The organism is Candidatus Sulfurimonas marisnigri (assembly GCF_015265475.1).
GTDB lineage: Bacteria > Campylobacterota > Campylobacteria > Campylobacterales > Sulfurimonadaceae > Sulfurimonas > Sulfurimonas marisnigri.
This window is the reverse complement of record NZ_CP054493.1, coordinates 378,364-403,127: the sequence shown is the minus strand read 5'-3', so window position 1 is coordinate 403,127 and position 24,764 is coordinate 378,364. Positions and strand designations below refer to the sequence as shown.

At 32.8% G+C, this 24,764-nt stretch carries 28 protein-coding genes and 1 pseudogene; 1 reads left to right on the top strand and 28 read right to left on the bottom strand.

Annotation, left to right across the window (positions count from 1 at the left end; translation table 11 throughout):
• Positions 1-57: 57 nt before the first annotated feature.
• The 24 genes and pseudogenes from HUE87_RS02095 to HUE87_RS01985 all read right to left on the bottom strand — a co-directional run bounded on the left by HUE87_RS02095 (position 58) and on the right by HUE87_RS01985 (position 19,785).
• Positions 58-2,658, bottom strand: coding sequence for a M14 family zinc carboxypeptidase (locus HUE87_RS02095; RefSeq protein ID WP_194367100.1), 2,601 nt, complete (start codon positions 2,656-2,658; stop codon positions 58-60).
• Positions 2,659-2,672: 14 nt separating this feature from the next.
• On the bottom strand, positions 2,673-3,998 hold the full coding sequence (locus HUE87_RS02090) for an ATP-grasp domain-containing protein (protein WP_194367099.1): 1,326 nt from the start codon (positions 3,996-3,998) through the stop codon (positions 2,673-2,675).
• A gap of 6 nt (positions 3,999-4,004) precedes the next feature.
• Entirely contained in the window at positions 4,005-4,910 is a 906-nt protein-coding gene (locus HUE87_RS02085) for an ATP-grasp domain-containing protein (RefSeq protein WP_194367098.1), read from the bottom strand.
• A 17-nt stretch (positions 4,911-4,927) separates the two neighbouring features.
• A pseudogene (locus HUE87_RS02080) lies at positions 4,928-5,845 on the bottom strand (M20 family metallopeptidase); the annotation flags it as partial.
• 27 nt (positions 5,846-5,872) lie between these two features.
• The gene (locus tag HUE87_RS12610; RefSeq protein WP_229855192.1) at positions 5,873-6,031 is read right to left on the bottom strand and encodes a hypothetical protein; all 159 of its coding nucleotides are present in this window, start codon (positions 6,029-6,031) and stop codon (positions 5,873-5,875) included.
• A gap of 127 nt (positions 6,032-6,158) precedes the next feature.
• Complete coding sequence (rplS, locus tag HUE87_RS02075; protein WP_194367097.1) at positions 6,159-6,518, bottom strand: 50S ribosomal protein L19; 360 nt, start codon at positions 6,516-6,518, stop codon at positions 6,159-6,161.
• The gene (gene trmD, locus HUE87_RS02070; protein WP_194367096.1) at positions 6,508-7,212 is read right to left on the bottom strand and encodes a tRNA (guanosine(37)-N1)-methyltransferase TrmD; all 705 of its coding nucleotides are present in this window, start codon (positions 7,210-7,212) and stop codon (positions 6,508-6,510) included. Before trmD ends, rplS begins: the two co-directional genes overlap by 11 nt.
• Positions 7,212-7,754: a ribosome maturation factor RimM gene (gene rimM / locus HUE87_RS02065; RefSeq protein ID WP_194367095.1), complete on the bottom strand. Its 543-nt coding sequence runs from the start codon at positions 7,752-7,754 to the stop codon at positions 7,212-7,214. Before rimM ends, trmD begins: the two co-directional genes overlap by 1 nt.
• Positions 7,738-7,974 carry a KH domain-containing protein gene (locus tag HUE87_RS02060; protein ID WP_194367094.1) on the bottom strand — a complete coding sequence of 79 codons (237 nt, stop codon included), beginning with the start codon at positions 7,972-7,974 and terminating at the stop codon, positions 7,738-7,740. The genes rimM and HUE87_RS02060 overlap by 17 nt, the downstream gene beginning before the upstream one ends.
• A gap of 1 nt (position 7,975) precedes the next feature.
• Positions 7,976-8,206, bottom strand: a complete 231-nt coding sequence (rpsP, locus tag HUE87_RS02055) for a 30S ribosomal protein S16 (protein WP_194367093.1) — start codon at positions 8,204-8,206, stop codon at positions 7,976-7,978.
• 113 nt (positions 8,207-8,319) lie between these two features.
• Positions 8,320-9,666, bottom strand: coding sequence for a signal recognition particle protein (gene ffh, locus HUE87_RS02050; protein WP_194367092.1), 1,347 nt, complete (start codon positions 9,664-9,666; stop codon positions 8,320-8,322).
• 79 nt (positions 9,667-9,745) lie between these two features.
• Entirely contained in the window at positions 9,746-10,192 is a 447-nt protein-coding gene (locus HUE87_RS02045; RefSeq protein ID WP_194367871.1) for a YaiI/YqxD family protein, read from the bottom strand.
• Positions 10,192-10,416 carry a GIY-YIG nuclease family protein gene (locus HUE87_RS02040; RefSeq protein WP_194367091.1) on the bottom strand — a complete coding sequence of 75 codons (225 nt, stop codon included), beginning with the start codon at positions 10,414-10,416 and terminating at the stop codon, positions 10,192-10,194. The genes HUE87_RS02045 and HUE87_RS02040 overlap by 1 nt, the downstream gene beginning before the upstream one ends.
• A 25-nt stretch (positions 10,417-10,441) precedes the next feature.
• Positions 10,442-11,176, bottom strand: a complete 735-nt coding sequence (locus tag HUE87_RS02035; RefSeq protein WP_194367090.1) for a pseudouridine synthase family protein — start codon at positions 11,174-11,176, stop codon at positions 10,442-10,444.
• 81 nt (positions 11,177-11,257) lie between these two features.
• Positions 11,258-12,424 (bottom strand): lipid IV(A) 3-deoxy-D-manno-octulosonic acid transferase, encoded by a 1,167-nt coding sequence (gene waaA / locus HUE87_RS02030; RefSeq protein WP_194367089.1) that lies wholly within the window; start codon positions 12,422-12,424, stop codon positions 11,258-11,260.
• A gap of 2 nt (positions 12,425-12,426) precedes the next feature.
• Positions 12,427-13,140 (bottom strand): zinc ribbon domain-containing protein, encoded by a 714-nt coding sequence (locus tag HUE87_RS02025; protein WP_194367088.1) that lies wholly within the window; start codon positions 13,138-13,140, stop codon positions 12,427-12,429.
• A gap of 35 nt (positions 13,141-13,175) precedes the next feature.
• Positions 13,176-13,898 carry a Nif3-like dinuclear metal center hexameric protein gene (locus tag HUE87_RS02020; RefSeq protein ID WP_194367087.1) on the bottom strand — a complete coding sequence of 241 codons (723 nt, stop codon included), beginning with the start codon at positions 13,896-13,898 and terminating at the stop codon, positions 13,176-13,178.
• 9 nt (positions 13,899-13,907) lie between these two features.
• Positions 13,908-14,504, bottom strand: a complete 597-nt coding sequence (locus HUE87_RS02015) for a tetratricopeptide repeat protein (RefSeq protein WP_194367086.1) — start codon at positions 14,502-14,504, stop codon at positions 13,908-13,910.
• A 75-nt stretch (positions 14,505-14,579) separates the two neighbouring features.
• The gene (gene pgp3, locus HUE87_RS02010) at positions 14,580-15,440 is read right to left on the bottom strand and encodes a peptidoglycan metallopeptidase Pgp3 (RefSeq protein ID WP_194367085.1); all 861 of its coding nucleotides are present in this window, start codon (positions 15,438-15,440) and stop codon (positions 14,580-14,582) included.
• Complete coding sequence (gene smpB, locus HUE87_RS02005) at positions 15,440-15,892, bottom strand: SsrA-binding protein SmpB (protein ID WP_194367084.1); 453 nt, start codon at positions 15,890-15,892, stop codon at positions 15,440-15,442. The genes pgp3 and smpB overlap by 1 nt, the downstream gene beginning before the upstream one ends.
• Positions 15,893-15,895: 3 nt before the next feature.
• A complete protein-coding gene (locus HUE87_RS02000; protein WP_194367083.1) occupies positions 15,896-16,684 on the bottom strand; it encodes a 4-(cytidine 5'-diphospho)-2-C-methyl-D-erythritol kinase in 789 nt (262 codons plus the stop codon).
• A gap of 10 nt (positions 16,685-16,694) precedes the next feature.
• Complete coding sequence (csrA, locus tag HUE87_RS01995; protein WP_194367082.1) at positions 16,695-16,925, bottom strand: carbon storage regulator CsrA; 231 nt, start codon at positions 16,923-16,925, stop codon at positions 16,695-16,697.
• Positions 16,919-17,740 (bottom strand): tRNA pseudouridine(55) synthase TruB, encoded by an 822-nt coding sequence (truB, locus tag HUE87_RS01990; protein ID WP_194367081.1) that lies wholly within the window; start codon positions 17,738-17,740, stop codon positions 16,919-16,921. Before truB ends, csrA begins: the two co-directional genes overlap by 7 nt.
• Entirely contained in the window at positions 17,737-19,785 is a 2,049-nt protein-coding gene (locus HUE87_RS01985) for an ATP-dependent helicase (protein WP_194367080.1), read from the bottom strand. Before HUE87_RS01985 ends, truB begins: the two co-directional genes overlap by 4 nt.
• A gap of 127 nt (positions 19,786-19,912) precedes the next feature.
• Between HUE87_RS01985 and HUE87_RS01980 the strand changes: the two genes are divergently transcribed.
• On the top strand, positions 19,913-20,815 hold the full coding sequence (locus HUE87_RS01980) for a LysR family transcriptional regulator (RefSeq protein WP_194367079.1): 903 nt from the start codon (positions 19,913-19,915) through the stop codon (positions 20,813-20,815).
• Between the two features lie 47 nt (positions 20,816-20,862).
• Here HUE87_RS01980 and HUE87_RS01975 read toward each other — a convergent pair whose 3' ends face one another.
• From HUE87_RS01975 to HUE87_RS01960, 4 genes are read right to left on the bottom strand one after another with little or no spacing between them, the layout of a single operon-like run.
• Positions 20,863-21,318, bottom strand: coding sequence for a hypothetical protein (locus tag HUE87_RS01975; protein ID WP_194367078.1), 456 nt, complete (start codon positions 21,316-21,318; stop codon positions 20,863-20,865).
• Between the two features lie 20 nt (positions 21,319-21,338).
• Positions 21,339-21,932: an aminotransferase class IV gene (locus HUE87_RS01970; RefSeq protein ID WP_194367077.1), complete on the bottom strand. Its 594-nt coding sequence runs from the start codon at positions 21,930-21,932 to the stop codon at positions 21,339-21,341.
• Positions 21,925-22,848, bottom strand: a complete 924-nt coding sequence (cysK, locus tag HUE87_RS01965) for a cysteine synthase A (RefSeq protein WP_194367076.1) — start codon at positions 22,846-22,848, stop codon at positions 21,925-21,927. Before cysK ends, HUE87_RS01970 begins: the two co-directional genes overlap by 8 nt.
• A gap of 19 nt (positions 22,849-22,867) precedes the next feature.
• Positions 22,868-24,631, bottom strand: a complete 1,764-nt coding sequence (locus HUE87_RS01960) for a sensor domain-containing diguanylate cyclase (protein WP_194367075.1) — start codon at positions 24,629-24,631, stop codon at positions 22,868-22,870.
• Between the last annotated feature and the right edge of the window lie 133 nt (positions 24,632-24,764).

Sequence of the window (24,764 nt, the reverse complement as noted above, 5' to 3'; positions counted from 1 at the left end):
ATCTTTGAAAGTTATGTAGAAAAAAATCTAGAAGAGAAAAATAGGTTGTTTTAGTACCTATTTTTCTATGTTTATTTTGATAAATACGGGTTGAGAAAAGTTTGGAACATCATCATATGAAAATACTGCATAATACTTATGCACATTCATATCTCCAAAATTATCATATGTATAACTATCTGATCCACCATAAAGTTTTTGCCCATCATATGGTGAGCATGGAACTTTAAAAGGATTTTTAACAACTATAACTCCTTTATAGCCTTCATCCTTTGGTGCATCCCAATCTAGTCTTATCATATTGTTTTCAATAGAGTGTCTTAAATTATCAACCTTATCTGGCGCGAATCTTCGTTTTTTAATATAATTTATTACTAAAGATGGTCTGTTAACTCTTTTCTCATCACACCAATCTACATTTTGTGCTTTTGAAAATAATTTTTGAGTTGATGCTGAGATAATAAAAACAGCTTTAGAATTTTTTTCTGTTTCTTTTGCATTCTCTACCATTTCATTAATAGCATGAGTATCAAAAACAAATCGTTGCTTAGACTCTTTTTTTATATCAGTTACGCTAACATCGTAGCCTATTCTTTCAATAATTTTTCTATACTTAATCTTGTTATAACTTTTTTTACCTTCATATGGGGTAATCATTTCTATATGAAAACGAAGATTGTTATTTGAGTTTATACTTTGAACATCTAATTCTATGTAAGAAGTTGAAATAACAGTATTATCCATCTCTGGTAATTTAGAAAGATCAAACTCAAAACAAGCATATTTTTTATTGCCATCTTCATCAAAGCCTACAACTAATTTATTTTCAACTAGTTTATCTTTGTATGCAGTGTACTCATATGCTGATCTAAGCTCTATTTTAGTTTCACTTATTGTATATGATATATCAAGCTTAGGCCTATATGAAAGTCCACCACTAAATTTTCCATATCCAATATCCCACTGCATTAGCTGTGATGCTCGGTCTAACGGAAGCATAGAAGGACCTTGCATTTTAAAATATGCTTCTTCTCTTTTTAGTGACTCTTGCAATACGTCTAATTCTTGTTTTGCAAAATTATATGTTTTCCATACACCTTGTGATAGTTGTGCGGAGCCAATAGGTCTATCTATATAACTTAGAACATCTGCCTTTTTAACTTCTTCATAACTACTTATACTTGTAATCGTTCTCTCATCTATTTGTGAAAGACGCCACTCACCGTAACTCTCAACTTGGACAGAAACTCTATTCATAGGATAAAAGGAAATTGAAGCGCTAGTTATAATTGCATTTTGAGGCACCGTTTTTAAAGAGAACCCACAAATACCAAAACACTCCCCTTTCCCCTCACTTATTCCAACAAATAGAGAGTTATTTCCAAAGTGCTCTGCATTTTTCTTTGTCTTTTCACCAACATATCCTATGCTTTCTGCTAGCGGATAAAGTATTTTAGAAAACATATTATATGCAGGCTTAGTTCTGACTCCAAGAATCTGAGCAAATGCTGACTTTACATTTCTGTCTTTACATACTGCTCGAATATAGTAATAATAATTTGTTGAAGATATTAAATTTTTATCAATATATGTCTTTAGCTTTGTCAGACCAATTCTATTTGAAGCTTGAGTAAACCCTTTTATCTTTTTTGAACGATATATCTCAAAATAAACTGTTTCGTCATCGACGTAGTCCCAGGACAATTCGACCTCTTTTGAACTAACATCAACAGCTATAAAGTTCTCGACTCTGGGAGCTAGATCATTTTTATTGTAGTTATTAACCTCTGAGAGTGCAAATATTAATGCTGGTATATTTTCATCAAGGTTTTCAGACATGTGCTCTATGTAGTCACTAATATTTCTAGTACCAACTTCAGCAACAATAGAAAGAGCACCTTGGGAGTAGTAAAACTCTCGCCCACTTCCTGATATAAGGTGCACTGGCGGTTTACCCATATGAATGCCATATTCACGACCAGACTCTTTTCTAATCTCTTCAGCCATATTTCCTGCCAATAGGTTTAAATCTACAGCATCTACAGCATCTTCATGTATAAAATTATGAGCAGGGAAAAATACATTTCCTTGAGAGTGATAATCTAAAGCAATTGTTATATTTTTATGAGAGAGTACAAAGTCTCTAATTGCTACAGTTTCTGGCTCACTAAAAGCACTTGGTCCAGAATATACATTTGATGTTGTTTCATTATTTGTAGTAAAACCTACACTAAAGTTTCTGTTTAAATCAACACCAAAACTTCCATCTACATTTTTTCTTCTATTTTTTCTCCAAAAAGAGAAATGGTTTCTAGAATATTCAAATCCATCTGGATTTGCACATGGGATCATATATAGGGTTGCTCTGTTTAAAATATCATTAAGCTGAGGATCATAATCTATATGGTCCAATATATATTTTGCAAAGCGCAGAGAGAGTTCTATCCCGACCCACTCCCTTGCATGAATAGTACCTGTATAAAAAAGTGCTGGTTTATCTAAATGAGTATTTATGTCTTTTGTAATGCTTACAGCAATAATATCCCTGTTTTCCCAAGTTTTACCTATTGACTCTACCTTGAAAAGATTTGGATTACTTTTTTGTGCAGATTCAAAAAATTCTATACATTCACCATACGAACTATACTGTTGTCTCAATTGTTCACCTTATATTATATTTTAAAAAATTTAGACCACTGCTGAATCTGTTCTTTTGAAGTTATAAAATATTCAGCCAGCTTTTCAAATGTTGTAATCTCTTTATCTTGAACTAACTCTTTAATGTTTATTGCTACATCTTCTTCCATTCCCTGAAGTGTCATCAGTTCAGTTAAAGAAACATCAACTACATTGTACAACTTTTCTTCACCTATTTTTGAGAGTATTTTTTCCTCACCCTCTTTAAGAAATGTAGGAAGTTCCTCTTCTTTTAATGGTGGTTTGATAGACTCTGGTACATCTGATGCTTTTGCCTCATCTGTTAACTGCATATCAAAATTACCTTTGTCAGCCAACCAGTATGCTCCATCAGCCGATGGCTCATATTTTGAAAAATAGAGATGTCTTAATGTTCTTAAAACTGAAGGGTCCATTTTTCCAAGCTCTTCCCAAGAGAACAAAGGTACATGTGGAAGTCTAAATTTACCACCACTTAAATCCCACATTATATACTGAGCAATCCAATCTCTTATATAAGGGAATGCTGCGAATGCTGTTGCACACTCAATAATATAGGCTTTATTTGTATTTTCATCAATACCAATATCACATGCCCAATACTCTGCTTTTGCCGCTTTTGAAGCTTTTACTGCAAGTTCAAGTGCAGCCATAGGGACATTATCATAAGACATATCTCCACCTTGAGACGTGTTTGTTATCCACTGACCGGCACCTGAATATCTCCAAAATGCGCAAACCGGCTTATGCCCAATAAGCATAACACGAATATCTCCACTATCTTTAAGTGGAATTGCATCTTGTGAGTATACTGGCTTATATTTTTTTTCTGCAAATAATGCTTTTGCCTCTTTGTAATTATCAACTTTATGAACAAAGTATCCACCATAGTTAGATGCACCATAACTTCTTTTTACTATTTGAGGATAAGAGCAGTTTTTAAAATGTTTATCAGCTTTTTCATCATCATAAGTAATTATTGTTTTTGGAGCAGCAATATTATATTTCTCACAAAATAGCGTTACATTCTCTTTAGATTTGTTTGAAAACTGTGTTTCAATAGATGGTATAAATCTTACATGTGGAAGGGCATCCGCAATTTCTTTGAAAGTTTCATAAGCAGTTGCTGGGATATTCCCAACCAATACATCAATTTTTTTACGCTTTACTTCATTTATAAATCTTGTTTTATCATTTTTCCAATGATATGTGACTTCCTCAATTTTATCTGGCCAACCTCTAAAGTTGCTGTAATCAAAAAATCTCAATACATAATCTAAATATAAAAATCCTAATTTTGGAAGTTTTTGCTCTTTTGTCATTTCTTTTTATCCTAGTTTTGTTTTTCTATCTATTAAGTTGACTAAAAGGTCTATTTTTTTATCATTAAAATCAAGACCCATCTTCTCTTGTTCTGGCGTCGCAAAGGCTGGAATACCATTTACTTCCAAAACAACATATTTTTCTTCTTTTTTATCATATAGAATATCTACGCCTGCGATATCCATCCCTAAAGCTTTTGTTGCTTTTTTTGCAATACCAACGATTTCATCATTTGCTTCACGAAGTATTATGCTTCCACCGCTTGTTATGTTTGTTCTCCATTCTCTGTCATTTGCTCTGCGCCCATAACAAGATACAAATTCACCATCTACAATATCAATTCGAAAATCTGTAAAATCATTTTCTATAAACTTCTCTAGATATATATGCCTTATGTCAGATTTATTTAAAAACGGCATCAATGTATTAAGACTTTGTCGTGACTCAAGTAAAGCCATTCCGTTTCCGCCCCACCCATCAACTGGCTTAAAAACTAATTTTTCCCACTCTTTAAACTTCTCAACCATATATTCTGATGTTTCTTTATGACATAAAAAGAAGTCTGATGTATTTACTCCTGCATAACTGAGTGCAAGATTAGTTCTAAATTTATCTTCTGAGAGTGCAAATGCCTTATAACTGTTTATGGTTGGTATATATTTATTAATAGTTTCATACATGTAGACCTGCGCAACCGTTTGTTCACCCGCATTATATGAAAAAAAGAGATCCAAATCTAGTACATTCGTAGCATTACATGTTATCCCAGCCTTTGAACCTCTTGCAAAACGAAGATCCAATTCTGAAATAACTTCTATATCTCTTTCTCTCAACTTAGATATAATTTTCTCCTGTATCTTAGCACCGCCGCTATTGCTATACATCCACATACCAATCGTTCTCTTTGACATTTACTCTTCCCCCCCCCCTAAAAATTAAAATTTTTTATAAAATGGCTAAAAAGTTTCTTGCTTAGATCTATTCTGCTTTTAAAACTCTCTTTGCTTGCTCTCTCATGTATTGTATGATCACCATAACCAAATGGCCCAAATCCATCTAATGTTACAACTCCAACTGAACTAACAATATTTGCATCGCTCACTCCGCCTCTCTCCTCTGTTTTTATTGAAGTTGAAGTAATATTCTCTATACTTCTAACTAATATTAATGAGTTTTCAGTTGTTTGCATAACATCTCTTTGTATTGCGCCACTAAGTTTTGAGACGGTTCCTTTTACATATGAGTTATTAACTATAGTATCAATAGAGTTTAAAACTCTATCTCTCTCATCTGCGACTTTATACCTAAGTTCAAAAGTCAACTTTGCATGAGGGGAAATAGTGTTTGCACCTATACCTCCCTCGATTTTGCCAACATTTACTGTTGTACCCTTTTGCAAATCTGTAAGTCTAACAAGCTCTTGAAGTTTATATGAAGCCTCTAGATTAGCATCATATCCCTGGGTATAGCTATTTCCTGCATGTGCTGCTTTTCCTAGAATCTCAATAAAATAAGTTCCAACACCTTTTCGCCCAGTTACAAGTTCTAAGTTTTCTCCCGCTGCTTCATACACAAAACAGTAGTCATACTCTTTAGCTAACTTTGCTGTAAGTAGTTTTGAGTCATCACTCCCTGTCTCTTCATCACTAACTAACAAAACATCAATGTTTTGAATTTCTATATTTTCTTGTTTTAATTCTCTTAATGCCTGAAGTGCTACAATGTTTCCACCCTTCATGTCACAAACTCCAGGGCCATAGACCCACTCATTATCTTCGCTATAGTTTTCAAATTTATCAGGTGGAAAGACTGTATCTATGTGACCAAGGAGCAGTAGTTTTTTGGAATTTGTCTTGTGTTTAGAAGTGTAATGTCAGTGAGAGCCTATAAGTTCTCTTTGATATATTTCTATATTAAATCCAAGTTCTCTAAACCAAATATCGAAAATTTCACCAACTTTATCTACACCAGACTTATTTTGGGTGTATGAGTTTATTTGAATAATAGTTCTAAGGTCATCAAGATAGTTCATATAAGTTCCATATTTTAATATTACAGCAATATAGTGATAATTATACAATCATTAAATTAAAGTTTTGGAATAGTACTGGAGTTATGTGACGAAAATATTACGAGGAGGAAGAAAGGGACTTAGAAGATTATTTTCTTCTAAGTTCTTTAATACGAGCTTTTTTACCTGCAAGATCACGAAGATAAAATAGTTTAGCACGACGTACACGTCCTCTACGAACAACCATTATCTCATTAATTGAGTCACTATAAAGTGGGAATATTCTCTCAATACCAATACTATTAGCTCCGATTTTACGAACTGTAATAGTTTGACCAGTACCTTGACCTCTTTTTGCTATACAAACACCCTCGTAATTTTGTACACGAGTCTTGTCACCTTCTTTAATTGTTACCGCTAAACGAAGAGTATCACCAGCACGAAATTCTGGAATAGTTTTCTCAGTTGTTTGTGCTTTTTCAAAGTTTTCTATATACTTATTTCTCATAAGATTTCCTTGTTCTATGCTTTAAAAGCTGCTCTGGTCTGAAGAATTTTGTTTTACACTCAGACAGAACTAATTTTAGTGAGCGAATTCTACTATGATTTCCCTTTAAATATTCTGATGGGACACAATTTTCTTGATAATCTTTTGGTTTAGAGAAAGATGGTGCTTCCAATAAAGGTGTTTCAAAGCTCTCTGTGGTCAAAGAGTCACTGTTTCCAAGCACGCCATTCACATTTCTAGCTATTGCATCACACATAACAAGAGATGCCAACTCTCCGCCAGTTAAAATGTAATCTCCTATTGAAAAAACTTCATCAGCATACTTTTCAATAACTCTTTCATCAATTCCCTCATATCTTCCACTCACAAAAGCTATATGGGATTTTTTTGCTAATCTTTTTGCATCGTTTTGCTTAAAAGGCTTTGCTACTGGGGTTAAAAAAACTACATGTACATCTTCATCTTCAGATTTTAAAGCATCTAATGTATCATAGAGTGGTTGCGGGTACATAACCATACCAGCCCCTCCACCTACTGCAGTGTCATCTACTTTATTATGCTTGGAGTCACTAAAATCTCTAGGATTAATATACCCTACATGTAGAATATCTTTTTGTATTGCACGTTTAAGTATAGAATCTTGGAAATATCCCTCTACTATATTTTGAAATAGAGTAACAAAAGTAAATTTCATTAAGAAGCTTCTAAAATATCCATAGCACCTGTAACGGTGATGATTTTTTTATCTATATCAACACTAACTTTAAATGGCTCTTGAAATGGGATTAAAAAACTTTTTGCACTACCTGTTTTCACCAGACTATCATCAGTCTTTACATTAAGGTAATTACTTATAGTAATTCTTTCTACTTCATTAACTGTTCCTAAGATTTTACCATCTTCATAGACTTCACAATCTTCAAGGTCGAACCAAAAATATTCTCCATCTTCTAGATGACAGTTTTTTCTTGTATCTTCTCTTGTGGTAAATAGTTTTGCATTAGTGTATTTTTTAGCATCTTCAATAGAATTTATCCCTGCTATTTTAGTAGTACCTCTCTCAAGGTTTAGATCACTTAGCGTGATATCTATTTTTTTATTAGTAAAAAAAGTTGCACCATTTTGAAATTGTTCTGGGAAATCAGTATTTATGTGGAGTTTCATATCACCATGTATACCGACAGTTTTGCCGATAGTAGCGATATGAAGGAGTTGTTCTTTAAACTGCTTCGACATTGATACGGTAGCTTACGCCATCTTTAGCTTTACAACCAGAGATTACAGTTTTAATCGCACCAATCATCTTGCCCTCTTTACCAATAAGCTTACCAATGTCAGCTTGATTAGCATAGAGTAGAATTTCAGTAATTTCGTCGCCCTCTTTTACTTCAACTCTTACATCATCAGGATTAGATGCTATAAGTTTTGCAAATTGTGCGACAAAGTCAGCTATCATCTTAGCGACCAGTTATCTTTTTAACACGACTACTCATTTGAGCACCAACACTCAACCAGTAATCTAGTCTTTCATTGTCTACAACTGTAGTTTTCTCAGCAACCATAGGGTTGTGATGACCAATTAGCTCAATCCAACCTCCATCTCTACGTTTACGTGAATCTGTTACCGCGATACGGTAAAAAGGTTGTTTTTTTCTTCCCATTCTAGTTAGGCGAATTACTGTTGCCATGTTTTGTCCTTCTCTGCACTAGTCATATTTCAACTAGCTGAATATATTAAATTTTTTGCATAAAATGCAAGTCTATAAGCTTCTAAAAGTTTATAGATTTACATTAATTTTGCTTATCTTGGAATTGCTCCAGCTCCACCCATTTGACCCATCATTGCCTGAAGGTCTTTCATCCCATTTTTACCTGAAAATTTCTTAGCCATTTTGCCAGCATTTTTAAACTGTTTAATCATACGATTTATTTCTACTATTTCTAACCCACAGCCTTTTGCGATTCTTGACTTACGTGAGTTGTTTAGTAAATCTGGATTTTCACGTTCCTTCATAGTCATTGATGAAACCATTGACTTAATGTTTTTAAGCTCACTTGAATTTTCCATATCGAAATCTTTAAGAGCTTTTGACATGTTGCCCATACCAGGAATCATACCCATTAATGACTTCATGCTTCCCATCTTTTTCATACTTTCCATCTGTTCTAAAAAGTCATTATAGTTAAACTGACCCTTTTTGATTTTTGATGTAAGTCTTTTTGCCTGCTTTTCATCTATAACAGATGCAGTTTTTTCAGCAAGTCCTTCAATATCTCCAAAGCCCATAAGACGATTTACAATTCGATCAGGCAGGAAAACTTCCAAGTCTTCCATTTTTTCGCCACTACCGATAAAGCGAAGTGGAACCCTAACTTGACTTGAAAGTCCTAATGCTACTCCACCCTTAGAGTCACCATCGTATTTACTTAAAATTACACCATCAATACCTATTTTCTCTTTAAAAGATAAAGCAGTTTTAATAGCATCTTGCCCAGTCATTGAATCAGCTACATAAAAAATCTCATCAGGGTTAGCTGCTTTTTTCACATCTTCAAGTTCGTTCATTAACTCATCATCAATTGCTAAGCGACCTGCTGTATCTATTAGAACTACATCATAAATACCATCATTCGCTTTTTTTAATGCTGCTTTTACTACTTCTACAGGGCTTTTAGTGCTTTCATCTTCATATAATTCCACTTCTATTTGAGTAGTAATTTGACGAAGTTGCTCAACTGCTGCTAAACGCTGTAAATCGGCTGCAACAACTAAAACTTTTTTCTGTTTATTTTTTAAGTAATTTGCTAGTTTTCCAGTAGTCGTTGTTTTTCCAGAACCTTGAAGTCCTGTCATAAGAATAACTGTTGGAGGATTTGGAGCAAAAGTAAAACCTCTATTCCCACCAATCTCTAAAAGTTCATAAAGAGTCGCTCTAAGAGCATCTAAAAATTGATCTTTACCAATCCCTTTTGCTTTAGTCTCTATTTGAACTTTTTCAATTAATTCTTTAACAACTTTATGGTTTACATCAGCTTTTAAAAGAGATTTTTTAAGCTCAACAAGAGCTTTAGTGAGGGCTTTTTCATCGTCATGAAAACGAATTTTCTTTATTGCATTTGTAAACGAATCTGTTAATGTATCAAACATAAGCCCTCCTCTTTTAAATTATATTGGATGTAAAAAGTGGCGAATTGTAGCGGGAATTTACTTTAAGTTTGCTTTAAAATTAGCAATACTTAGTTAAAAACTTATGCAGTTGATTTGCAAACTGATGTGTATCTTTTTGATCAAACGCCTTTGGACCTTTTGTCATCTCTCCGCTTTCACGAATTTTTTCCATTAGATTTCTTATTGCAAGATACTGCTTAATATTATCAACAGTGTAAAGTTCACCTCTATGATCAATTGCATGTGCATTTTTGCTTACAACTCTGTCTGCAAGTGGGATATCTGCCGTTATTACTAAATCACCCTCTTTAACTAACTCAACTATATGGTTATCTGCTTCGTCAGCACCTTGTTCAACAATAAGGTAGGTAATTAATTCAGATTTTCCAATAGTTATAGGTTTATTTGAGACAACAAAAGTTTCCAGTTTTAATCTCTCTATTGAGCGAAATATTATTGGTTTAAGCAGGTTTGGAAAAGCATCACCATCAACAAAAATTCGTATCATTTTATTAGCTCTAACTTTTGATTTCTGGAGAGTTGTTTAATCTCATATTCTCTCTTAGAAGCGCTGCTTTTATTTTCACAATTTTCAGAGTAGATTAGTTCTACAGGTCTTCTAACACGGGTATATTTTGCACCTTTTGGTGAATCGTTATGTTCATGAACTCTTCTACATAAATCTGTCGTAATGCCGGTATAAAGAGTACCATCACTACATCTTAACATGTAGATAAACCATGAACTGTTGGAGCTACTCAAAGTTGATGAATGTCTTTGGTTCAGGTGATACAAATTCCATTCCTAGAAGTTTTACTTTATAGGCATGAAGCATCACTCGTTTTGCTCGTCTTCCACCATACTGCTCATCACCAACTATTGGGTGTTCTATATATCTCATATGAGTTCTAATTTGATGTGTTCTTCCATGATGAATAATACACTGAATTTTTGTTTTATTTCCACTTACTATATCAGGTGTTATCTCTGTTATTGCAGGCTTTCCTTTGCTTGATACATTTGAATAAGCTTTATTGTTTTTCTTTTGAGTAAGGATTGGTTTATCTATGACTATAGGCTCTGTTACAATCCCCTCAACCCATGCAATATACTCTTTGTAAACTCTGTCTTTTTTAAACTCTTGAATTGCTTTTTCACGAAACTCTTCATTCTTAACAAGCATTAAAACACCACTCGTTTCACGATCAAGTCTATGTAAAAGTCTTGCACCTTTAAACTGTCTCTCTATCTCATCTGAATTAACGTGTGCTGGTTTATCTACCACAATAAGGTCATTATTTTCAAATATAGGTTTTGTCTTCTCTATCTTCTCAACTCTAAATATAGTTTTTTCATCAATCTCTCCACGAGCTATCATTACCTTCTTGTTCCCAACATACACTAAGCCACGGTCAATCATTGACTTAGCTTGCGAGTTTGAAATACCCGTTTGAATTGATAAAATTTTATACGCTTTTTCTGTAGCCATAAGTGACTCCTTAATTTTATTTCATAAAATGAAGGATAGCCTTCATTAATTTATTAACGGCAGAGGAACTAGTTCCTCTGCCTACACTTCTAATATTTTCTTTATTACTGGCCTTAAGTTTATCTCTTGCTCAAGCATACTTGGTGGTAATACTCTACTTGTCAATAGTGCCCTATGTATCTCATCTGGTTCAACATACTGAACATGATGTACATACTTAAAAAGCTCCTTTTGATGAAAGAAGTTCTTTCCAGTAATTATTTTACATCCAAAATGAGCTGGCTCTAGCGGATTGTGTCCACCTACATCATCTTTAAATGCCCCACCTAAAATAGCAATATCACTTATCGCATAAATATTATTTAGCTCGCCCATTGCATCAACTAATATCATATCAGCTTTAAACTCTTGGTTATTTGAGAAGCGATCAAGGGATAAGTCATATCTATTTGCATAAACTTTCATAAGCTCATAAACACTATCAAATCGCTCAGGGTGCCTTGGAACAACAATAAGTTTTGCTTCGCCCTGCTTTATATACTCTACGAATGATTTAAGAACCATCTCCTCTTCACCGTCATGTGTGCTTCCAGCTACTAAAACTTCGCAGTTTGGCTTTTTATACTCTTTTGTTTTAATTATCTCACCAGCTAGTTTAATATTGCCGATAACTTCAATATTTTTTGCACCAATAGCAATAAAACGATTTTTATCAGCTTCACTTTGAGCATAAACAATTTCTACATGTGAAAGTAGTTTTTTGTAAAACCAAGCCATCTGTAAATATTTTTTAGCACTCTTTTCAGAAATTCGAGCATTTAAAAGTACAATTTTTGCACCTTTTGCTTTTAAGACTGTAAAAAGCATAAACCAAAATTCAGCTTCCAATACTACTAAGACCTTCTGTTTCTTAGCCCAAAAAGGCAAAAACATCTCATAAGGCAAGTATCTGACTTCTACACCATATTTTTTAGCCTCAGAGTGTCCTGTATGTGTTATGGTAGTTATTTTTATATCACTATCATCTAACAGCTCTAAAATTGGCTTTAGAGCTCTAGCTTCACCAAGAGAACATACATGGAACCAAATTCCGTCACTGCTATTAAATCTTGAGTTGTTGAAAAGAAAAAAACGAGAGGGAATTGACTCTTTGTATTTTTGTTTAAATGAGAGGTACACCAAAAGTGGTAGTGCTGCTACGTAGAGCAGCACACTTAAGATAAAGTATAAAAGTGTAAACGGCTTCAAGCCTACTCTTCAGTATTGCCCATATAAAGAATACGACCACAGTGTGGACATGTAGTAATCTCTTCAGCTTTAATAACATCTGCGTAAATTTTGTCATTAATTAGCATATTACAACCCATACAAGCCTGCTCTTCAACAGTTACTACAGTAGTGTTTTTAGCCCATCTGCGGATTTTTTGATAAAAAGTTAAACCTTTTTGATTAACTTCAGAAAGGAGTTTCTCTTTTTTAACAAATACCTCTTGACGAGATTTATTGATAATCTCAAGCTTCTCATCAACCTCTTTTTTTACTGATACTAAGCTTGCATCAAGCTCTGATAGAGACTCTTTTGCAGCTTCTACCTGCTCAGTTTTTAGCTCAATGATTTTTTCAAGTCTTGCAATCTCTTCATTTGCAAAAGTTACCTGCTCTTTTGCAATCTCTTCTTCTAGTTGAAGAGACTTCATCTCACGTTCTGTCTTGATTTCAGCACTTTTTTTAGAATTACTCTCTAATTTTTGAGAAAGTTCTGCTAGGTGAAGTTCATTTTTATGCTTTTTAACTTGCTCTTCTTGAATCTCATTAGTTAGGTTTTCAATATCAGAATCAATACTCTGTTTTTTTGCTAACGCTGCTTCAAACTTATAGTTAGCCTCTTCAATTTGAGGCTCAAAAGCATCTATAGCTTTATCTACATGTGATAGGTCAATCAGTTGTTTAAGGTGTGAGTTCATTAATCTCCTTTGGATTAAGTAGTAGTACCAATTGCTTAAATATAAGTAAAAGGATTTTTTGATGATGCAATTATAGCTTCTAAACCTAAAATTTTCAAATGTTTAAGTAAAATCTCTGCGAAAAAGTGCTCACTTTCGTAATGCCCTATGTCAATTAGTGACAAATTTATACTTTGTGCCTCCATAGCATCATGGTATTTCACATCTCCTGTTAAGAAGCAATCAGCGTCTATAGACTTAATTAAAGAGCATCCTGAACCTGTGGTTAATGCTGCTCTTCTTACAAAGTTTGCTCCTTTTACACATTTTGCGTGTGGAAGTCCAAAAGCAGAGGAAACTTTTGTAGCAAATTTATCAAAATCTTCATTTACATCCAAATAAGCAACAAAACCATCTTTATGAGAAACTTTATAACCTAAAACTTCAGTTGCTACATATTCATTTAGATGGGTCTGGTCGAAATTTGTATGCATCGCTATATTTGAGATATTTTTCTTTATCATTTTTTGAATAAGGTTCGCTGGATATTTACTGAATTCCAACTGTTTTAATCCACCAAAAATAAGAGGATGGTGTGTTATTAAAAGAGCATTATTTTCCATAGAGTCTATCAAAGCTTCATCAACATCTATACTTAAAACAATTTGTTTTATCTCTTGTGAAAAATCTCCTATTAAAAGGCCTGAATTATCCCAAGTCTCCTGAATCTCGAAAGGGGATAAGTTGTCCAGTAAGTTATATATTTCTGATATTTTCATCTATTTCTCCTAAGAGAGTTTTTGCAACTCTTCTTTTGCTTCATCAAAATCTGGATTTATCTCTATTGCCCTTTTATACATCTCTATTGCTTCGTCTGGATGATTCATATCTACTAAAAGATTTCCGTAATTGTAGTACGTTATTGCATTTTGAGAATCTATAGCTAAAGACTCATTTAGGTGCATTTTAGCCGATATGAACTCACCATTTGCTCTATATATACTTGCAACAGAGTTATGAATATAATCATTCTTCTTATCTAATTCTAAAGCTTCTTTGTAATACTTTAATGCTTCATCGTTGTCATTTAGTTGTTGAAGAATATACCCTATTTTAAAAAGAACATCTGGATTGCTTTTGGCTTTTGCATTAGCCTCGGTAAGCAGTGCTAATGCTTTTTGCATATCACCCTCTTCAAAAGATTCATCTGCTCTAAGAATTAACGATTCTGGTGAAAAAACAGAAAAAGCATCGGCACTTCTTGTTTCTTCAGGAGTTTCTTTATTATCTGCAGGTTCAGGGTCTTGAAGCGTTTGAATATGCTCATAAATTTTAAATGCGAAAAAAGCAGAGGCTCCTAGCATCAGTAGTTGAAAAGTTGTCATTATATCTATCCCTTAATTTTGTTTCACAAAATGAAGGAAATCCTCCATATTTTTATAACGGTAAATGCAATTTTATCATTTATTTAATAGATTGTTGTTTATTAACTCAATTAACTGAAGGGGGTCAACTTGTTCGCCGCCGACTCTAAAACTAAAATGAAGATGAGGACCAGTTACTCTTCCGGTATCTCCAGATAGGCCTAATAATTCGCCTTTTTTAACTAAACTACCTTTTTTAACATCAAACTTACTCATATGGTAATAGCAAGAGTAAATACCCTGTCCATGGTCAATTATAACAGAACCGCCAGAGTAAAATCTATCTTTTGCTAGAACTACCAAACCATCATTACATGCAACTAAAGGAGTGCCTATCTTTGCTCTAAAGTCTGTTCCGCTGTGGTAACCCTTCAGTGAATCATTATACACTCTTGCTTTTCCAAAATCACTTGTTATTTTTGTGCTTAGTGGTACTATAAAACTTTTTGACATATAGATTTTTTCATTAGTTGTTTTATATATTTGCATTGCCTCGGCATACTCTTTTGCAGCTCTTTTAGTATCTTCTTTACTAAGGCTAACTTTTGAGCCATCTACTTTTATTTTCTCTTTTTTATACTTTCCATCTTCGACATTGAAAAACAGAACTTTAGTTTTTTCTTTTTTTGCTTCTTTGTAAAAAAGCTCTACTTTTTTTTCACTTGGCTTTTCATAGTAGCTAATAGGGAGCAAAACATAAGATTTTTTGCTATTTATCGGGTTATCAAATATTTTATATGTTTTTTTATCAACAACTATTTTTTCATAGTAAATATTTTTTTCTTTTTTAAACTCCATAAGTGCTGTTTTCCCATTAGCAATAGTAGTATTTGAGATATTGATATTTAAAGCAAAAACGCTACATGTAAAAAAAAGTGAAAAAACAAGTAACCTCATCATAAATCTTTCATCGCTCTATCAATATCCCGCTTCATATCTTTTTCTTTAAGGTCATGTCTTTTATCGTGAAGTTGTTTTCCTTTTGCAATAGCAATCTGAATCTTTACAATATTTCTGGCATTGAAGTATAACTGCAGAGGCACAATCGTGTAACCGTCTCTCTCAACTGCTTTTATCAACTTAAGAATCTCTTTTTTATGAAGAAGAAGTTTTCTGCTCCCTCTCTCTTCGTGTGAATAGTAATGGTGTGTGGTTTCTAATCTTCCAATATGAGCATTAAATAAAAATGCTTCACCTTGCACAAAACGGATAAAACTATCTTTTATATTTACTCTGCTTGCTCTTACACCTTTTACTTCACTACCGGCAAGAACCATTCCCGCTTCAAATTTTTCTTCTAAATAGTAATCAAAATAGGCTTTTTTATTTTTTGCTATTGTCTCGCCCATTAGTTATTTTTCCTTCTCTTTAACTTTAAAAAAACTACTTCCGCTACCGCTGAAGTAATATCCTTGTTTATAATAATTTTTCAATTCTCTATACTCTTGAAGTGCTGGCTTGAAAAGATCGTTTGCCTCATCAATACTCATTTTTTTAAGTATATCATACGATGTTGTTGTTTTCAACTCGTTTGTTTTAAATCCATCTATTGGAGCAAAAAAGTTTTCTCTATAAACAGCATAAACTTTTGGTGTACTTATCTCTATTTTTGGAGTGAACACTTCAAAATCTAAAAGAGGCTCTCTAAACTCCTCTACAACTTCACCTATCCCGCCAACATTTGCGCTGTCAAATCCATAAACAAAAAATGGAACGTCTGCTCCTACTTTTAGACCTACTATTGCTAGTTCGTTTTGAGAAAGTCCTAAATGTAAAACCTCATTGCACATTTTTAAAAATGTAGCTGCATCACTACTTCCACCGCCAAGCCCCGCAAAAGCTGGAATATTTTTCTTTACATGTACAGCATATTTTTGCATTAAATTTTGCAATGAGACAGATAATGCTTCATCCAAAGAATCTAAAAGATATATATATGCTTTGTATATTGTATTTTGCTCTGTAGTACAAGAGAAGTCACCGATGATTTTAAACTCTTCGCTCTCTTTGGATACAAAAGATAGTTCATCATACAGAGAGTCAACTCTCATAAACCTAGAAATTATCTCATGATAATTAGCTCTAATACCAGTTATTTTTAAAAAGATATTTACTTTTGCATAAGCTTTGTATATCTTCATAGATTATCTCTTATTTTTTTATCAGTGATCTAAGTAAACTAACATCATCCAGACTTACCTCTTTTGAGGAAGCGATATTTGAATCTTTAACATCTTCAAGAAGTTCATTTCTCATTATAGAGATACTTTTAGGAGCATCAATCCCTAGCTTTACTACTCCCTTGTCAATAGATATTACTTTTACTACTATATCATCACCTATGACAATTGACTCATTTAATTTTCTAGCTAGTACTAACATTCAATCCTGCCTAGTTCATATTTTACTTCTGCTTTAACCACATTTATAATAGAGATAAACTCACCACTATCAAGCCAGTAATAGCCGTCTTTTTTAATCTTTAAATCATCTAAAGCAAGAACTCTTCCATATTTTAGATTATCACTATCGCCATTATAAAAATTCTTCTCCATATTCAAAGAGTTTTTAATATCCAAGAGCTTTTCATCATTATACCGAAACTGCCCCTCACTTAATCTCTCTAAAGCGCTAAGACTTCCAAACTCTACTCCTAATCCATTTGCGATTATAAGACCAAGAGAGCGTATGTATGTTCCCTCGGAAACTGTAGCTTCAAATGTTACAAAAGGGTGGGAATAGTTTATAAGTTTTGTCTCATATATAGATGAGTTGATTTTGTTAAGGGTAAACTCTTTACCAGCTCGAGCCAAGTCATAAGCTCTTTGTCCGTTTATCTGCTTTGCACTAAATATTGGCGGTTCGTACTCCAACTCGCCTTCTAAAGATTTTATAACCTCTAAAACATCTATTTCACTTTGCTCTTTTAAAATTTCTACATGTTGAATCAATTCTGTATCCAAACTGTCAGATTGTGCACCGAGCCACAAAGTTGCTCTATAAGTTTTTGGAGCTTTGTTTAAAAAGCGAAAAAGCTTAGTATATGAACCCATCCCAATAATTAAAACACCTTTTGCAAATGGGTCCAGTGTTCCTGAAAATCCAGCTTTTTTAGTGTTATATTTTCTTTTTAACTTTGTTAGAAAAAAGTTTGAGCTGATGCCTGTTGGTTTATATGCTACAAAGAGCTTATTCATAGTCTCTCTACGAACGAAGCTAAAATATCCCTTTTTGTACCGGCAAAGTTTATACTGAGTTTAAACTCTCTTCCAGATTTACTTACTCCATTTACCCTTCCTGTCCCAAAAATTTTATGACGGACCAAATCACCTTTTTTAAAAGCAGTGTTTTTCTCAACAATCAGTGAACCCTCACACAATCCAGCCTCATTAAAGAACCTACTTTTTTGCAAATCACTTCTTCTACCTTTATAAAATCTGCTAGAAGCATGTGAAAGTGTTAAGGTCTCTTTTGCTCTTGTAAAAGAGACATATCCAAGACGTCTCTCCTCTTCAAGGTCGCTTCCATCACCGACAAGTGGTAAAAATCCCTCTTCAAGTCCAATAACAAAAATATGGTCAAATTCTAAGCCTTTTGAGGCATGAATACTCATCATATAAATAGACTCACCCTCTACTTGGTCTTGTTCACTCTGAAGAGTTAGTTCATTTAAAAACTCATCTAACGAAGCCTCTGGAGTATTTTTTACAAAATCACGAAATAGTCCATAAAATTCATCCATATTAAGAACTCTGTCCGCTTCATCCTGCATCCCTTTATAGATATCCTTTAAATGAAAAGTCTCTTCCAATACATCTATAAAATTATATGTAGACTCACTCACAACCTTTGCAACGTTTTGAATGTCTTTAATAAACCTCTTAAGTGTCTTGGCATTTTTAGTTCTAACCAGCGACTCTAAATCTGCAACTGGCACTTTTTTAATATACTCAAATATTGATGTATCATTAGCATGTGCAGCTAATTCTATTTTATCTACACTTGCTTTTCCTAAACCTCTCTTTGGTTTATTTACTATGCGTTTGAATGAGAAATCGTCATGAAAATTTGTAATAACTCTAATGTAGCTTATAAGGTCTTTTATCTCTGCTCGGTCATAAAACCTCAATCCACCAACCAGTCTATAGTTAATACCCGAACGGTTTAAACCCTCCTCGATTGAGCGGCTCAAAACATTTACCCTGTACAGCACAGCTATATCTTCTGCTTTTACTCCAGATTCTAAAAGTTTTCCAATCTTTAACGCAATCTTTCTTGACTCCTCGTTTTCATCATTGGAGTTTAAAATATTGACATCTTCACCACTTCCGCGAGTAGGTATTAGTTTTTTTCCAAGTCTTGAGCGATTATGTTCAATTAATGAGTTTGCAACCTTTAAAATTGGCTCACGAGATCGGTAATTCTCTTCAAGTTTAAAAACAGAAGTACCGACAAAGTCTTGGTCAAACTCCATAATATTGCGTATATGTGCTCCACGCCAACCATAAATACTCTGATCATCATCACCAACAACACAAAGGTTATTATGTGTACAGCAAAGTTTCTCAAGAAGCTTTAACTGCAGTTCATTTGTATCTTGGTACTCATCAACCATAATATAGCGATACTTCTCAGATGTTACACGTGCAAGTTCTTCATTTTCATTTAAAAGTCTAAAAGTAAGAGCAATTAGGTCATCAAAATCAACTAGATTATTCTCTAGCAAATATGTTTCATACTCTTCATAAACCTTTGCTATCTGCTGATAGTTGAAAAGTTCAGCCTGCTTATATGCATCATCAGGGGTTAGCAGTGAGTTTTTGTATCTTGATATTTCACTTGCAATCAACTGTGTTGGTATCTCTGCATTAATTTTTTTAATAATTCGTTTTTTATCATCAGTATCTATAACTACAAAGTTATTTTGTCTGCTTAAGAGATGAATATTAAACTTTAAAAACAGTAATCCAAACTTATGAAAGGTGCATAAAAGTGGAGGATAAGCGGCATTCTCCATCATATCTGATGCACGCCCTTTCATCTCTTTTGCCGCTTTGTTAGTAAAGGTAAGCGTTAAAGTATTTGATGCTGGAATACCCAACTCTTCAACCAGGTAGGCAAGACGAGAAACTATGGTAGTCGTTTTTCCACTCCCTGCTCCAGCTAAAATAAGAACCGGACCCTCCGATTGCTTTACAGCTTTTGTTTGTGAATCATTTAGTTTGTCAAATATTTTTTTCATTTATTGCCACTATGTTGTATTTGTTAAATTATTATAGCTAAAAAGAAATAAATTATTACAAACCTATTGCATTAATTATAATTTTGAGTTATAATTTTGACTATTATTTAAGCTTATAGGAATTATTATGTTAAAAGATTTTGCGAAATTACAAACCTTCTTGATGGTTATAAAAGAGAGAAGTTTTTCAAAAGCATCTGCAAAACTTGGAATCTCACAACCTGCTGTTACTCAGCAAATAAAATTTATTGAAGACTACCTAGATACGAAGATTGTTGATAGAAAGAAGAATGGGATTTTGCTAACAAAAGAGGGTGAAGACCTTTACAGAATTGCTTCAAGACTTGAAAAAGCAATAGCAGGAAGTGAAAAAGAACTTTTGAAAATTATCAACAAAGACTTTACTTTTGTTATGGGTTCATCCAACGCAATTGGAAACTATATCTTACCAAACTACCTTTGTGATATCAAAAAAAGAATTGATAACAATGTTTATATGAATGTTGCTCTTTCAATTGATATAATTGACCAACTACAGGACAAAAAAATAGATGTTGCGCTTATTGAATCTCCTGTTTTTAGAGATGGTATTGTATATAGGGAATGGGTTTTAGATGAACTAGTTGTATTTTCAAATCAACCTATAAAAAAACACTTAACTGTAGAAGATATGATGGCCTTTGATTGGATCTGCAGAGATGAACATTCTCACACCAGAAAGTTAACTTCTGAAGTTTTTGAAGAGATTGGTGTTCAGTGTAATAACTTCAGTGTTCTTGGTGTTCTTGGAAGCCCAACTGCTATTAAAGAGTCTATCCTACATGCAGATAAAAACTCTGAGCGACCTGTCGTATCTGTCATGTCTCGTCATGTAATAGCTCAAGAGTTAAAAGATGGTAGACTTTTTGAGGCTAGACTTAAAAATTATAAAATTGAGAGAAATTTTTATATTGCTTACCTTAAAGAGAGAAAGCATGATGCTTTTGTTGATAATGTAGTAAACTATTTATTATCTTTGAATATATCATAAACTATATTTAGAAATTTTAAAAAGATGGTTTTTCTAAGTTTTAAAATTTATTTTAAAAACTTAGAATTTTCAGGGTTAGACAAAAATGAAGCCATTGAATTCTCAACGCCACCACTATCTACTTTTTTATCGACCTTAATCTTTTTGTTGTAACTAGCCAAGTTTATAAGTAATGGTGTTTCATCTACTATAACTTGTATAATACTCAAAAGTGGGGCACTGACCAAACTTCCAAAATTATCTGCTCCAAATCCTGCTTCAAAAACTAAATTATCACCTATTATTATTGCTGTTTCAAATGTATAACCTGCCAAGAAAAAGAGTGTCATCTCTCTAAACTCTTTATTTATTTCTTCTGGAAGAGGAGGCTCAAAAGAAACGTCAGCTATCTTGCAAAGAATTCCGAAATTTTGTTCTTTTTCAAATAGGTGGATTATCAAGTTATGTATATTTGTTTTCATTAAATCTGCAAAATCTTTATTTTCTATTACATTTTCTAGCAAGTATTATCCTTTTTTCGAAATTATATCAAAAACTCACATCTATCTAACACATAAAAATCAATCATTGCATTTAAAAGTGCTACTTTTGAAAAACTTCTAAGATCCTGAACTTTTATATCAGCTTCTACTATCTTTCCTTCATCTAGAAGTCTAGCTCTTGTTGTCCCTTTTAAAAGTGGGCTTTTTGGAGTAATCCACTCTCCTTTACTAAAAAAAGCAATATTAGCAATACTTGTATCGCTAACAAGCAAGTTTTTTATAATAAGTATATCATCACCATCATCTCTTTTATTATATAAAGCATTGATTTCATCTCTACTGACAGATTTTATTGCGTATTCAATATCATTACTAAAAACAACTTTTAAAGAGTTAATATCTCTTTGTTTATACTCATGATATGTAATATCTATTAGATGTGGTATCTTAGATATATCATATGTTAAACGACATCTACATGTACTTATTTTTGGAGGGTTTAAAAGAGCTTCTAAATTCATATACTCACTAATACCAAAAGATTCTAAAACACTTTCATATCTTTTTTGATGATATGAAATATTTAAAATCTCACCATCAACTGCCCTAATAGTTTCTAAAAAAATCTTATTCACTAAAAAGTGCCGTACTTAGATATCTCTCTCCCGTATCACAAAGAATTGTTACCAATGTCTTACCTTTAAACTCTTCTCTAGAAGCAATTTGCATTGTTGCATATACATTTGCGCCAGCAGATATTCCAACAAGCAACCCTTCCTCTTTTGCTAACATTTTTGCTGTATTTATAGCATCTTCATTACTAACTCTTATAACTTCTTCATAAACAGTTATATCTAATGTTTTAGGTATAAAACCGGCACCAATACCTTGAATAGCATGTGGACCTGCTTTATTTCCAGATAATACTGCTGAATCATTTGGTTCTACCGCAAATATCGCTATATTTTTTACATGTTGTTTTAAAACTTTTGACGTACCACTCAAAGTTCCACCTGTGCCAACTGCTGCAACAAAGGCATCAATATTGCCACCAGTATCATTTAAAATTTCATTAGCTGTTGTTAACATGTGAATTTCAGGATTTGCCGAATTTTCAAACTGTTGCAGAACTATAGAGTTTGGAATCTCTTTGTGTAACTGATCTGCTTTATTGATTGCACCATTCATACCCTCCGAAGCGGGTGTTAAAACAAGCTCTGCACCTAAAGATCTTAAAAGGCTTCTTCTTTCCAAACTCATAGATTCAGGCATTGTCAAAATTAGTTTTATTTTTTGCGATGCACAATTTGCTGCCAATGCTATCCCCGTGTTTCCGCTTGTTGGCTCAATGATTGTTGTACCCTTGATTATTTTACCAGCTTCTTGTGCTCGTCTAATCATATTAAAGCCTATTCTATCTTTCACAGAGCTGGTAGGATTCATAAACTCACACTTTCCAATAATAGTTGCATCAGTTAATCTTGATGGTGTATTTAATACAATCATTGGGGTATTACCAATAAGTTCTGTAATGTTTTTTGCGATTTTCATTAAATATCCTTTAATTTATCTATGCAAGTTTACGAATAACTTTGTTTCTACCATCTTCTTTTGCTCTGTAAAGATGTTCATACGCTAATTTATAAATCTCTTTTTCATCACCTATATTATCACTCATAACAGAAACTAGACCAAATGATGCGGTTAAAACTTTATATATAACATTTCCCTCATGTTTAATACGGATCATCTCTATATTTTTTCTGAGAACTTGCGTATATAAATACCCCTCGTCCTCATTAGCTGATTTAAATATAATACCGAATTCTGCTCCGCCAAGCCTAAAGCAGAAATCATCAGGACGTCTAAAAGACTTTATTATAACATTTGATATATCTACAATAGCCTTATCACCATTATCATGCCCATAAATATCGTTATAATTTTTAAAATCATCTATGTCTAAAACTATAAGATTAAAACAACCACCATTTCTTTTTATACCCTTAGCTGTTCTTGGAAAAAGATCATTAAAATATCTTCTGTTGTACATGTTGGTTAGTTCATCACCAAGAAGAAGATCTTCATTTATTTTTTTATATGTGACATCATGCATAATATGATTGAAACATATTAATTTTTTATCTTTTATTTTTGACTCTGTTTTGCTACTAAGCCAATATATTTTTCCATCTTTAGTTCTGTTTTTTAAATCACCGCTCCACTCTCCATCTTTTTGTAAGCTTTCTTTAATACTCTTGTTTGTTTGTTCTGCTATCTCAGAATCCATTATCATCTCAAATGGTTTACTAATCAATTCCTTCTCTTTATATCCACTTATTTCACAGAATCTGTTACTAACTCCTACAATAGTACCATCTGACGAGGTCTCGACAATAATTATGTTATCATCCACCATATCTTTATGTTCACTAAAATCATCGTAGCTATCTTGCAGATTTTTCAGGCTTCTTTTAAGTCCAAAACTGACAACAAGCAATGTTAAAAAAACCATTCCAGCTAAAAGCGTAGATATAATTTGTTCATCTTTTTTAAACTTATTTGCCTCTTTTGTTATATTTTTGAAAAAATGAATATTTGCTACAGATATATTTTCACTGTTTTTTATACTAAAAAAGTAGCTTAAATAGACACTGCTTCTTGTTTTTATGATATCACTAAACTCAAATATATTATCAAGTATTTCAATGTTTTCAATAGTTTTATATGTTAACTTATTTTCAATAAACATAACACCTTCTATATTTGAATAATGTTTCATATCTTTTAAAACATAATCTATATTAATACCCAATTCCAAAACTCCAATATACTCTTCAGAATAAAATATAGGTTGCATAATTCTATATGCCAAATAATCTTCATCTTTGTAAAATCCTGCAGCCGCCTCTTTACTTTTATGTACTTTTTCCAAAAGACTTCTATTTTTGTACATATATGTCTCATGAGGTTGATTCATTTTCAACAACAAAGTATTGTCCGGAAGGTGAAAATTCATAATAACTAGATTTGGATTCTCTTTTTGAAGTCTTATGAATGTGTCAGATGAAAGTTTATATAAAAGCTGTTTATCTCTACTTTTAATTGCTTCTTTCACATAAAAAAAGTTGGAGTTAAATAAAATTTTATCAGAGTAAAAATTTTCGTATTTTTTATTAATTTTTTCATATAAATTTTTTGTATTTTTTAAATACTCTGTTTGAAGTATTTTCATATCTTCTTCTTGTTGCACCTCGATAATAGTTAACAGAGCAAAAGAAAATATTGAAAGAATAAAAGTTATAAATAGAAGGATTTTATTTTTTATACTCATTGATTTTCTCTTACATCATGCATTGCGATAGCCTTAATAGTACTTAATTTTTTTGTTAATTTTAACATAAAAAACTTCATATGATGTTTTATATAGTAAATATAGTATTGATTATTTTAGAGAAGGTTGTTTT